This is a genomic window from Streptomyces sp. NBC_01618 (genome assembly GCF_045209435.1).
Taxonomy (GTDB): Bacteria; Actinomycetota; Actinomycetes; order Streptomycetales; family Streptomycetaceae; genus Streptomyces.
The window spans coordinates 3,792,290-3,804,674 of record NZ_CP109297.1 but is presented as its reverse complement, the minus strand read 5'-3'; the positions used below and the strand labels follow the sequence as shown (position 1 = coordinate 3,804,674).

Annotated in this window: 7 protein-coding genes; 5 read left to right on the top strand and 2 right to left on the bottom strand. The window is 71.8% G+C overall.

The annotated features are described in order from the left end of the window. The first annotated feature begins 70 nt into the window (after nucleotides 1-70). The 4 genes from OH735_RS17770 (at nucleotide 71) to OH735_RS17755 (ending at nucleotide 10,159) form a co-directional block, all read left to right on the top strand. Nucleotides 71-751 (top strand): hypothetical protein, encoded by a 681-nt coding sequence (locus OH735_RS17770; protein ID WP_406382511.1) that lies wholly within the window; start codon nucleotides 71-73, stop codon nucleotides 749-751. Between the two features lie 93 nt (nucleotides 752-844). Beyond that, nucleotides 845-2,968, top strand: coding sequence for a flotillin family protein (locus OH735_RS17765; RefSeq protein ID WP_406382510.1), 2,124 nt, complete (start codon nucleotides 845-847; stop codon nucleotides 2,966-2,968). Nucleotides 2,969-3,145: 177 nt separating this feature from the next. After that, complete coding sequence (locus OH735_RS17760) at nucleotides 3,146-8,128, top strand: DNA repair ATPase (protein WP_406382509.1); 4,983 nt, start codon at nucleotides 3,146-3,148, stop codon at nucleotides 8,126-8,128. 30 nt (nucleotides 8,129-8,158) lie between these two features. Further along, nucleotides 8,159-10,159, top strand: coding sequence for an NAD-binding protein (locus tag OH735_RS17755; RefSeq protein ID WP_406382508.1), 2,001 nt, complete (start codon nucleotides 8,159-8,161; stop codon nucleotides 10,157-10,159). A 138-nt stretch (nucleotides 10,160-10,297) separates the two neighbouring features. Here OH735_RS17755 and OH735_RS17750 read toward each other — a convergent pair whose 3' ends face one another. Beyond that, nucleotides 10,298-11,005, bottom strand: coding sequence for a hypothetical protein (locus OH735_RS17750; RefSeq protein ID WP_406382507.1), 708 nt, complete (start codon nucleotides 11,003-11,005; stop codon nucleotides 10,298-10,300). Beyond that, on the bottom strand, nucleotides 11,005-11,691 hold the full coding sequence (locus OH735_RS17745; protein WP_406382506.1) for a hypothetical protein: 687 nt from the start codon (nucleotides 11,689-11,691) through the stop codon (nucleotides 11,005-11,007). The genes OH735_RS17750 and OH735_RS17745 overlap by 1 nt, the downstream gene beginning before the upstream one ends. 136 nt (nucleotides 11,692-11,827) lie before the next feature. Between OH735_RS17745 and OH735_RS17740 the strand changes: the two genes are divergently transcribed. Next, complete coding sequence (locus tag OH735_RS17740) at nucleotides 11,828-12,376, top strand: exonuclease domain-containing protein (protein ID WP_406386615.1); 549 nt, start codon at nucleotides 11,828-11,830, stop codon at nucleotides 12,374-12,376. The last annotated feature ends 9 nt before the right edge of the window (nucleotides 12,377-12,385 follow it).

Genomic DNA, 12,385 nt, shown 5'->3' with positions numbered 1-12,385 from the left:
GCCACCGGATCGCCCCCACGAACGGACCCCGCACGAAGATCGCCCGCATGAACAGACAGGGGGTGGACCGATGCAGGAGTTCCTGAACGCGGGAACCGCCTTTCCGGCCGTCCTGTTCGGCGCCGCGCTGGCCGTGGTCGTCTGCTTCTGGCTCCTCGTACTGGTCGGTGCGGCCGACCACCATTCCTTCGACGGGGACCTCGGCACCGGCATGGCCGGGGTCGGCGGAGTGCCGGTCACCGTCACCGTGTCCGTGATGGTCGTCGTCGGCTGGTTCACGAGCCTGACCGGTACGGTCCTGCTGCACCGCAGCGGTGTCACCGGCCTCACCCGCGCCGGCCTCGCCTGCGCCGTGCTCGCCGGGGCACTGCTGATCGCCTGGGCCGTGATGCGCGTGCTGGTGCGTCTGGTGCGCCGGCGCTTCCCGGAGGAGCCACCTCCGTCGCGGCAGGACTTTCTCGGCCGGATCTGCACGGTCCGTACCGGCTCCGTCAGCTCCGACTTCGGCCAGGCCGAGGTGGCGGCGGTCGACGGTTCCACCGCGATCGTCCAGGTCAGGCTGCTCGGCCCGGCGAATGCCGTGGACGGCGTGGGCGGCGTGGGCGGCGTGGGCGGCGTGGACGGAACGGAACTTGCCGCGCTCACCTCGGGCAGTGCCGGGCTTCTGTACGCGTACGACGACGAGGGCGAGTTCTTCTGGGTCTCGCCGTACGACAGGGCGCTGGATCCGGAGCCACCTCGCTCCGGCTGACCTGCCCGCCTGCCCGCCTGTCACCGCGCCGCAACCGTCCGGGCGGACCCACCTGCCTCTTCACCTTCCTTTCATCAGCTGCCAAGGACTGCCATGGATGCCATCACCCTGGGCTTCGGTGTGCTCGTAGCCGTCGTTCTGCTCATCGCCGTCGCTCTGCTCCTCGTCATCAGCCGGCTCTTCCGCAAGGTGGAACAGGGCAAGGCACTGATCATCTCCAAGACCAAGAAGGTCGATGTCACCTTCACCGGGGCCGTCGTCCTGCCGGTGCTGCACAAGGCCGAGTACATGGACATCTCGGTGAAGACCATCGAGATCCGCCGCACCGGCCGCGAGGGGCTGATCTGCCAGGACAACATCCGCGCCGACATCCACATCACCTTCTTCGTCCGGGTCAACAAGACCGTCGAGGACGTCATCAAGGTCGCCCAGTCCATCGGTACGGAGCGGGCCAGCGACAAGGTGGCGATCCAGGAGTTCTTCGCCGCGAAGTTCGCCGAGGCGCTCAAGACCGTCGGCAAGCAGCTGGACTTCGTCGATCTGTACACCAAGCGCGAGGAGTTCCGGGACCGGATCATCCGGGTCATCGGCACGGACCTGAACGGCTACCACCTCGACGACGCGGCGATCGACTTCCTTGAGCAGACGCCCATGACGCAGCTCGACGGCGCCAACATCCTCGACGCACAGGGCATTCGCAAGATCACCGAGCTGACCGCGATCGAGCACGTGCGCACCAACGAGTACCAGCGCACCGAGCAGAAGGAGATCACCCGGCAGAACGTCGACGCCCGGGAGACCATTCTGGAGCTGGAGCGCCGGCAGGCCGAGGCCGAGATCAAGCAGCGCCGCGAGGTCGAGACGCTGCGGGCCCGTGAGGAGGCCGCGACCGCCCGGGTCCAGGAGGAGGAACGGCTCGGCGCGCAGGCCGCGTTCATCCGTACCGAGGAGCAGCTCGGCATCCAGCGCGAGAACCAGGCCCGGGAGATCGCCGTCGCGCAGAAGAACCGTGAGCGGGTCATCGCCGTGGAGAACGAGCGCATCGAGAAGGACCGGCTGATCGAGGTCATCGGGCGCGAGCGGCAGACCGAACTCAACCGGATCGCCGCGACGAAGGAGGTCGAGGCCGAGCGCCGCGAGGTCGCCGATGTGATCCGGGAGCGGATCGCCGTGGACCGTACGGTCGCCGAGCAGGAGGAGTCCATCAAGACGCTGCGGGCCGTCGAGGAGTCGGAGCGCACCCGGAGGTCGGTCATCATCGCCGCCGAGGCAGAGGCCCAGGAGAAGCTGGTCAAGGACATCAAGGCCGCGGAGGCCGCGGAGGCCGCGGCCACCCACCTGGCCGCCGAGCAGCTGACGCTCGCCGAGGCCCGGCTGAAGACCGCGGACCTGGACGCCCAGGCGAAGCTGCGGCTGGCCGAGGGCATCCAGGCGGAGTCCGCGGCGCCCGGACTCGCCGAGATTCAGGTACGTGAAGCGGAGGCCGACGTCATCGAGAAGGCCGGTCTCGCCGAGGCCGAGGCAACGTCCGCCCGTCTCAAGGCCGAGGCGGAGGGGTCCAGGCTCAAGGCGCTCGCGGCAGCGGAGGGTACGCAGGCCCAGGCGACGGCCGACGCGGCGATGATCGGCGAGAAGCTGAAGGCCGAGGCGGCGGGGCTCACCGAGAAGGCCGCCGCGATGGCGGCGCTGGACGACGCCTCGCGCGGGCACGAGGAGTACCGGCTGCGGCTCGCCGCGGAGAAGGAGATCCGGCTGGCCGGGCTCGATGTGCAGCGGCAGGTCGCCGAGTCGCAGGCGACGGTGCTGGCCACGGGGCTGGAGAACGCCGACATCGACATCGTCGGCGGGGAGTCGGTCTTCTTCGACCGGCTCGTCTCGTCCATCTCGATGGGCAAGAGCTTCGACGGGTTCGTCGAGAACTCGGACACGGCGAAGGCGCTCGCGGGGCCGTGGCTGAACGGCACGTCGTCGTTCACGGACGATCTGACGCGGGTGCTGGGGTCGGTGTCGACGGGGGACGTGCAGAACCTGACGGTGTCGGCGCTGCTGATGCGGATGATGCGGGCGCCGGGGGCCGGGGTCGCGCCGGCCCAGGTGCAGCAGCTGCTGGCTGTGGCACGGGAGTTGGGGCTGGCGGACGTGCCGGTGTCCGCGATGACGGGGGCTGCGGACGTTTCCGAGGTGCCCGCCTCGCGGAACGGGTCGCCGGTCGCGTAAGGGCGACCCGAGCCCGTCCGGTGGCCGCTTTGTCCTCAATCGCCGGACGGGCTTGATCTCGCCGGACCGTTCCGTGAGCCAGGCCTGCTCCGGCGAACCGTCCGTCCTCAATCGCCGGACGGGCCGAAGTGGCCCGCACCACACGCCTCGTAACACCTCGTAGGGAGAGCCGCACGGATGGAACCCGACACCACAACCGCACCGGCCGCCGGCGGCCCCGTGGACGCGGGGACGTACGACGTGCTGCGGCGCCGGCTGAACGACCGGGCGGCCGAACTCGCCAGCCGCGCCGAGGCGCTCAACGCGCGGCGCACCGAGGAGTTCGGCTCGACCGAGCTCCGGCTGACCGGCACCGAGCAGATCCGTACCGAGCAGGCATCCGTACCCCGGGACCTGGTGGCCGTCGGCGGCCGGCTGCTGTTCGGGTTCGAACGGGGCCCGGGGGCGGCCGACCCGGCCAAGGTGAGTGACGTACTCGCTCTGTACGGCCCGGAGTTGGAAGAGGTGCCCGCAGGCGGGGGCGGTCTGCTCGACGACGAGGGATTCGTACGCGAATTCACCGCCCTGCACCGCTACTACCGCGACGCCCGCCTCCTGCGGCTGCGCCGGGTGGACGGCAGACTGCTCGCCGTCTTCCGTACCGGGGAGAGCGCCGACGGCATCCGGGTGCTGCGCTGGGCGCTCGGCCCGGACGGTTCGCCCGGCGCCTTTCTCGACGCGCGCGGCGACCGCGACCACGTCTTCCCGCCGTCGCACGACTTCAGCTGGACCGTCGCGGGCCGCGATTCCCACATCCTCGGCCGGCACCCGCACATCGCGGTGGGCGGCGACGGCGACGGCACGGGCGCCGTCCTCTACGTCGACACACTGGGCGGCACCCTCACCGTCAAGACGGTCAACGACACCGACACCCCCGACGGGATCTACGAGGAGCCGGTCGCCGAACCCCTCCAGTCCCTCGCCGACGCGGACGTCGAGCATGCCGTGATCGGCCCGCTGGTCCTGCTCCGGGTCCGCCCGTACAACGAGGAGTCCTGGCGGTACCTGGTCTTCAACTCGCTGCTCGGCACGGTCCTGCGCCTGGACCTCATCGGGCCCGCCTGCCACCGGCTCCCGGAGGACCAGGGGATCATCTTCCCCGGCGGCTACTACCTCACCACCGGCACCGCCAAGACCTTCGACATCGCCGAACCGCTCACCGACCCGGTCTTCGAGGGCGCGGTCCGCTCCCCGAACGGCGAGGACGTCCTCTACGTCTTCCGCTCCCCCGACGACGGCCGCAGCCTGCTCCTGCCCTACAACCTGATCCGGCAGGAGGTCGCCACCCCCCTCCAGGGCCGCGGCCACGCCCTGCTGGACACCGGCGCACTCGTCCTCCTGCGAGCAGGCGCCACGGGCGACGAACCGGCCCGGGTCCACCCGTTGCAGCGCTGGCAGACCCCGTACGTCTCCGACACCTACGCCGCCTCCCGCCCGGCCGGGGGCGGCCCCCTCGCCCGGGTCGGCAACGCCGACCTGGTGCGCGGCATCTCCGACTGCCTCGCGCTCGCGCACAGCGCCGCCGAGACGACCCCGACCGCCGCCGTGTACGCCCGGCTCGTCGCGGACTGCACCCGCGCGCGCGACCGTTACCACTGGCTGAACGATCCCGAACTCGGCGCGCTCGCCGAACCGTTGGCGGAGCTGCGGGACACCGCGCAGCAGGTCCTCGGCGAGTTCGAGACGGTTCGGGAGCTGACCCGGCAGGCCGCCGACGCACTCACCGAGACGGCCGACCGGCTCACCACGCTCGTCCGCCGCATCCGGGGCGAGGCACCGACCTCGGCCGCCGCCTGGGTCGACCGGCTCACCGAACTGCGCCGCGCGCACGGCCATCTGGCGACGCTGGCCGAGATGCGGTACGCGGACACCGAGCGGATCGCCGAACTCACCGCCGCCACGGCCGAGGACATCGAAACGGCCGCCCGGCGCGCCGTCGCGTTCCTGGGCCGCGACGACGCGTTCGCCGGCTACCACGAGGACATCGCCCGCCTCACCGCCGAGGCATCCGCGCTCACCGCCGTCGTGGACGCGACGGCGCTCGGCGACCGGCTGACGGAGATGACGGAGGGCCTCGGCACCGTCACGGACGTCGTCGCCGGGCTCGACATCGGTGACGCGACGGTCCGCACGTCGATCCTGGAGCGGATCGCCGAGGTGCTCGGCGGGGTCAACCGGGCCCGCGCCACGCTCGACGCGCGCCGCCGCGAACTCCTGGACCACGAGGGCCGCGCCGAGTTCGCGGCCGAGTTCGCGCTGCTCGGCCAAGCCGTCACGGGAGCGCTGGCCGCGGCGGACACCCCGGACGCCTGTGACGAGCAACTCGCCCGGCTGCTCCTCCAGTTGGAGAACCTGGAGTCGCGGTTCGCGGAGTTCGACGACTTCCTCGCCGAGCTGGCCGAGCGGCGCACGGAGGTGTACGAGGCGTTCTCGGCCCGCAAGCAGACCTTGCAGGACGCCCGCGCCCGGCGGGCGGAGCGGCTGGCGGATTCGGCGGCCCGGGTCCTGGAGACGGTCTCCCGGCGGCTGGCCGCCCTGCCCGACCTGGACGCCGTCCACACGTACTTCGCCTCCGACCCGATGGTCGCCAAGGTCCGCCGCACCGCCCAGGAGCTGCGCGAACTCGGTGACCCGGTGCGCGCCGAGGAGCTGGACGGGCAGCTGCTGGCCGCTCGGCAGGAGGCCGGGCGGGCACTCCGTGACCGCAGCGAGCTGTACGCGGACGGCGGCGCCACGATCCGCCTCGGCCGGCACCGGTTCGCCGTGAACACCCAGCCGTTCGACCTGACACTCGTCCCGCACGGGGACCGGCTGGCGTTCGCCCTCACCGGCACGGACTACCGGGCGCCGGTCGCCGACCCGGAGTTCGAGGCGACCCGCCCGTACTGGGACCGGACGCTGCCCTCCGAGTCCCCGCAGGTCTACCGCGCCGAGCACCTGGCCGCCCGGCTCCTGGACGAGCACGGCGCCGACCCGCTCGCCGCCCTGGACGCCGACGAACTGGCCGCATTGGCAAGGGAGTCGGCGGCATCCGCGTACGACGAGGGCTACCAGCGCGGGGTCCACGACGCGGACGCCGCCGCGATCCTCACCACCCTGCTCGCACTGCACGCCGGGGCCGGCCTGCTGCGCTGCCCGCCCACTGTCCGAGCGGCGGCGCAGCTCTTCTGGGCGTACGGGACGGACGAGGCCCGGCGCACCTCCTGGACCCGGCGGGCCCTCTCACTGGCCCGCGCCCGCGAGACGTTCGGCCTCGCCCCGGCCATCGCGACCCTTCAGGAGGAGTGGGCGGACGCCATCCGGACCGACGCCCCCCGCCCCGGCGACTCCCGGGCTGTCGCCGCGTACCTCTTCGAGGAGCTGACGAGCGGCCCCGCCGGATTCGTCACGAGCGCCACCGTCGTGGAGTTCCTCGACAAGTTCCGCCGTGCGACGGGCTCTTCGGCGTACGACGAGGACCTCGCCGCCCTCTGCGACGATCTCCCCGCCCGGCGCCAGCTGGTCGAGGGCTGGCTCGCCTCGTACGCCGCCGCGAGCGGCACGGAGACCGACGCGGGCGATCTGGCGGAGGCCGTCGCCGTGGAGCTCTGCCCGGAGCCGGTGCTCGCGCGGTACGAGTGCGAGGCACCGCTCACCGCCACCGTGGACGGCCTGCTCGGCACCCACCCGCGCATCGATCGGGGCCGGCTCGCCGTCCGCCTCGACGAACTCCTCGCCCGCACCGCCGAGTTCCGTACCACCGCCGTCCCCGGCTTCCGCGCCTACCAGCGCCTGCGCACCGCACTGGTCACCACCGAGCGGACCCGGCTGCGGCTCGACGACCACCGGCCGCGCGTCATGTCGGCGTTCGTCCGCAACCGGCTGCTGGACGAGGTGTATCTGCCACTGATCGGCGACAGCCTCGCCAAGCAGATCGGCACGGCCGACGCCGACCGGCGCACCGACTCGCAGGGCCTGCTGCTGCTCGTGTCACCGCCCGGCTACGGCAAGACGACGCTCATGGAGTACGTCGCCGACCGGCTCGGCCTGGTCCTCGTCAAGATCAGCGGTCCGAACCTCGGCCACGACGTGACCTCCCTCGACCCGGCGCAGGCGCGCACCGCGACCGCCCGCCAGGAGATCGAGAAGATCAACTTCGCCCTGGAGGCGGGCAACAACACGCTCCTCTACCTCGATGACATCCAGCACACCTCGCCCGAACTGCTGCAGAAGTTCATCCCGCTCTGCGACGCCACCCGCCGGATCGAGGGCGTCCGGGACGGCGAACCGCGCAGCTACGACCTGCGGGGCAAGCGGTTCGCGGTGTGCATGGCGGGCAATCCGTACACCGAGTCCGGGGCGGTGTTCCGTGTCCCCGACATGCTCGCCAACCGGGCCGACGTCTGGAACCTCGGCGAGGTGCTGAGCGGCCGCGAGGACGTCTTCGCGCTGAGCTTCATCGAGAACGCGCTGACCGCCAACCCGGTGCTGGCGCCGCTCGCCGGGCGTTCGCGCGACGACCTCACCCGGTTCGTACGCCTCGCCTCCGGCACCGCCCCGGCGCTCGGCGCGGACCGGCTGGACCACCCGTACACACCCGCCGAGGTGGACCGGATCGTCGCCGTCCTGCGCCATCTGCTGAGGGCCCGGGACACGGTCCTCGCCGTGAACGCCGCGTACATCGCCTCCGCCGCGCAGACGGACGCGACGCGCACCGAGCCGCCGTTCCGGCTCCAGGGCTCGTACCGCAACATGAACAAGATCGCCGAACGGATCGTGCCGGTGATGAACGAGGCGGAGCTGTCCGACGTCATCGACGACCACTACGCGGGCGAGGCCCAGACACTGACCACCGGCGCGGAGTCCAACCTGCTGAAACTCGCCGCGCTGCGCGGCCGTCTCACCCCCGGACAGTCCGCGCGATGGTCCGCGATCACCGCCTCCTACGTCCGTACGCAGACGCTCGGCGGCCCGGACGGCGACCCCATGACGCGAGCGGTCGCGGCGCTGGGACTGCTCGCGGACCGGATCGCGGCGGTCGAGTCGGCGATCGTCCGGGTCGCGGACCCGCGCCATCTGCTCACCAACCCGCAGGCCCGGCACGCGGCGCGGCCGCTCGACGCCGCCGAGGAAGATCACTGACCGGGCGGGTACGACGGAGAGGAGCAAGGCATGCTGGGTCCCGTGCCTCCACTTCCCCAACAGTCTCATCAGCCCCAACGCTCCCCGTTCGGCGGACACCTGGTCGTCTGCGGCGACGACGCACTGGCCCAGCGGCTCGCCGGCGAGCTGCGCTATGTGTACGGAGAACGGGTCACCCTCGTCCTGCCGCCCGGACGCGACGAGCACCGGCCGGAGCTGCCACTGACCGGGCGGGGCCGGGCGGCGGCGCTGTTCGCCCGGATGTCGCAGGCGGTGAACCGCAACGGTGGGACCGGCTGGCCGGCCGCTCCGGGGAGCGGCGACACCAACGCCGGAGTGGAAGCGGTGCGCATCCTGGAGGCGGCGGAGCCCACCGACGAGGTGTTCGAGGAGGCGGGCGTCGCATCGGCCGCCGCGCTGGCCCTGGTCTACGACGACGACGAGCGCAACATCCGCGCGGCACTGGCCGCCCGCCGCCTCAACCCCCGCCTCCGGCTGGTCATCCGGCTCTACAACCGCAAGCTGGGCCAGTATCTGGAAACCCTCCTCGACCAGGCCGCCGCCGTCGCCGCCGCACCCGGTCTCGACCGGGCCGCGCTGGACACCTCGACCACGGTCCTGTCCGATGCCGACACCGCCGCGCCCGCCCTCGCCGCGACCGCGCTCACCGGCTCCAGCAAGGTCATCCAGGCGGAGGGCCTGCTGCTGCGCGCCGCCGAACGCACCCCGCCCCAGGGCGGCCGGACCCCCGACCCCGGCCTGTGCACCCTCGCGCTGCTCTCCTCCACCACCCACGACCCGGCGGGCGCGGAGGGCTCCGACAGCAGCGGCGACGAAGGTCCCCAACTCCTGCCCGACGAACGGCAGGTGGCCGCGGCGACGGGCCGTGGCACGATCGTCCTGGAAGCGGTCAGCCAGGCGGGCCCGGCCGGTCCGCCGCCCCGGATGGGCGGCAGGGGAGCACCGCTCAGCCAGGTCTTCTCGCGGCGGCTGCGCTGGTCGGCGCTGGGGGTCGGGCTGGCCGTGCTGGGCCTCGCCGTCGCGTCCACGCTCACCACCGGCGACGATCCGTTGCACGCCGCGTATCTGACGCTGCTGGACCTGTTCGCGATGGGCGACCCGGCGATCGGCGACCCCACGGCCCGCCAGGTGATCCAACTCCTTTCGGGCGTAGCCGGGATGATGCTGCTGCCGCTGCTCGTCGCGGGCGTGCTGGAGGCCTTCGGCTCGCTCCGTACCGCGTCGTCCCTGCGCCGCCCGCCACGCGGGCTCTCCGGCCATGTGGTGCTGCTGGGACTCGGCAAGATCGGTACGCGGGTGCTCGTCCGGCTGCGTGAGCTCGGCATTCCCGTGGTGTGCGTGGAGGACGATCCGGACGCGCGCGGCATCCCCGTGGCCCGGCGGCTGCACGTGCCGGTGGTCCTCGGCGACGTCACGCAGGAGGGCGTCCTGGAAGCGGCGAAGATCCAGCGCGCCCGCGCACTCCTCGCCCTGACCAGCGTCGACACCACCAACCTGGAGGCCGCGCTGTACGCCCGCTCGGTCAAGCCGGATCTGCGCGTCACCCTGCGCCTGTTCGACGACGAGTTCGCCACCGCCGTCTACCGCACCCTGCGCACCGCCCACCCGCAGGCCCTGACCCGCTCCCGTTCCGTCTCCCACCTGGCGGCCCCGTCCTTCGCCGTCGCCATGATGGGCCGGCAGATCCTGGGCGCGATCCCGGTCGAGCGGAAGGTGATGCTGTTCGCGGCGGTCGAGGTCGCGGGGCACCCGCAGTTGGAGGGCCGCACGGTGGAGCAGGCGTTCCGGGCGGGCTCCTGGCGGGTCCTCGCCCTGGACGCCACCCCGCCCGAGGACCGCCGCCCGGACCTGGCCATGCCCGCCCCCACGCCCCCGGACCGCCCGTCGGGCCTGGTCTGGGACCTGCACCCCGGGTACGTACTGCGCCCCGAGGACCGCGTGGTGATCGCCGCGACCCGCCGGGGCCTGGCCGAACTGCTCCGCAGACGCGGCTCGTTGACGCACCGCTGAGCCGCTCGGTGGCCCCGAAGACGTGACGGGGCGGGTGCGGGCGGGGCGGGTGCGGGCTGAACACCGCCCCCGCTTTCCCCGGCGTTCGTGTGATCGTTTCCCGGCCGTGGCACCACATCGGGGCTCGCGCGTACAAACTCACCAGTGGGTGAAGTCGTAGACCGCCGAGCAGTACGGGTCTCGGGCTTTGGAGGTGTTCCACTCCAACTCGTCCGGCACGAGAGAGGGCAGCGCGTAGGCCAGCGCGGTGTGGTCGACGGTGGGGTTTCCGTTCTCGTCACGCAGCGCGACATCCAGGCCGATCCTGTCGGGCAGGAGCGGGGCGTCGATGTACAGCCGAGCAGTGCGCTCGTTCAGGAGCAGAAACCCGCTGAGACGCATGCTCTCCTCCCTCGCTCGCCGGCCTGGTTCCAGCATGGACACCGCCGAGTAGAGGGCATCGGTCACGTCGTAGGACGGCGCTTGCAGCAACCTCAGGACCTCGGCGCGCGCATCGACGACGGGGGTATCCGCTTCTTGGGCGTCCCGGTCTCTCGCCCCGCCGACCAGGTGCCGCAGGGCCGCGATGAGGCTGCACCAGGGGATGCTGTCGTCACAGCCGTCCGTCAGGGGCAGGTCGTATGCCATCGAGGTGGCCGCGTTGCGGCCGTCCCACACCACGACACGCGTCGTCGCAGGGTCTCGCGGCGGCTGGAGAACCCCCCTGACCACGAGCGCGGGCGCCCTGGACAGCGGCACGGGCACCAGACGCAGAAGCTGCCCCATGAGTGTCCGGTGCAGATCCGTCAGCTGCTCCTCGCTCCAGCCACTGCGGGAACACGGGGATTCGGGTCCGGAGGAGTCCACTACTTGTTGACCTTGTCGGGGCAGCGGTTCTTGGCGACGTTGCGGCAGTAGGCGGTGATGACGCCGATCTTGTCGTGCTTGTTCTTCAGCACGTAGTCCGCCTTCTCAGTCTGCCAGTGATATTGGGCGATGATGCGAATGCGGGCCAAGACCTTCGGCGGCCCATCGAGGGGACCAGAGGTCGTCGAGAGGACACCGTCGTAGACCAGACGGTGGGGCCGTCCCGGATCTGCCTTGGGAGTGTGGCTGCCTTCGGTGATCAGCTTGATGACGTTCGCGTTGGTGATGTTGTGTGTCTTGGAGAAGTGCCGCCAGCCCAGTGCACTGTTTCCGACCCTCGTGGGGATGGTTTTGCCGTTCAGGTCCTTGGCTTTGAACTTGACGGTGCTCCAGTCGGAGGCCCGCAGGGCCTGCGCCTGCCCGGTCGGCTCTGTCGCCAAAGCATTGGAATATGCGACGCGTTGACGGTCGGCCGCCCGGTCGAATTGTTCCTGGGACATGATGGCACCGTCCTCGCCCTTCGATGCCGCAGGGCCGTACCAGTGCTCGAATTCCTCATTCGACAGGATGACGGTGCGATGTGGCTCTCCTCCGGGGTCGGCGCCGACACCCTGTGCAGAGGAGGCAACGGCCAGGACGCTGCCGGCCGCGAGGCAGGCACTGGCTTGAAGGGTGGCAACGCGCATGCGGGATCTCCGGGTCTCGGCGGAGCCCGCACGCTATGCCGGTAACCCGCCTGTGGTGCTGTGGCACACCACGGGTCCGGTAGGCGTTCACTCGACCGTGTCCCCCAGGTGACGAACCGGCAAGGCCCCCGATCTCCTGAACGTGATCGACATCGAGGCGACGTGCTGGGACGGGCAGCCGCCCCTCGGTGCGGTCAGCGAGATCACCGAGATCGGGCTGACGGTCGTCGACCTGGACGCGGCCGAGCGGGTCGCTCGCCACCGGATCCTGGTCCGGCCCGCCCGGTCCACGGTCAGCGCCTTCTGCACCGAGCTGACGGGCCTCACCCAGGCCGAGGTGGACACGGGCGTGTCCTTCGCCGAGGCCTGCCGCCTGCTGGCGTCCGAGCACGGGTCGGGCATACGCCCCTGGGCCAGCTGGGGCGACTACGACCGCAACCAGTTCACCCGCCAGTGCCGGGCGACCGGCACCCCGTCCCCCTTCGGCCACCGCCACACCAACGCCAAGCTCCCCTTCACCTCCGCCTACGGCCTGCGCAAGCGCCCCGGCATGGCCCAGGCCCTGAAGGTGGCGGGCCTCCCCCTGGAGGGCCGCCACCACAGCGGCGCGGACGACGCCTGGAACATCGCGGCACTGATCCTGGAAGTGGCGGCCCGGGGCGCCTGGCCGGAACCCACCGCCTGACGGACGGGC

Bases quoted from the DNA above. Each gene is read 5' to 3' on its own strand.
- OH735_RS17765 (WP_406382510.1), top strand. From the start codon at position 845: ATGGATGCCATCACCCTGGGCTTCGGTGTGCTCGTAGCCGTCGTTCTG.
- OH735_RS17745 (WP_406382506.1), bottom strand. From the start codon at position 11,691: ATGCGCGTTGCCACCCTTCAAGCCAGTGCCTGCCTCGCGGCCGGCAGC.
- OH735_RS17760 (WP_406382509.1), top strand. From the start codon at position 3,146: ATGGAACCCGACACCACAACCGCACCGGCCGCCGGCGGCCCCGTGGAC.
- OH735_RS17770 (WP_406382511.1), top strand. From the start codon at position 71: ATGCAGGAGTTCCTGAACGCGGGAACCGCCTTTCCGGCCGTCCTGTTC.
- OH735_RS17755 (WP_406382508.1), top strand. From the start codon at position 8,159: ATGCTGGGTCCCGTGCCTCCACTTCCCCAACAGTCTCATCAGCCCCAA.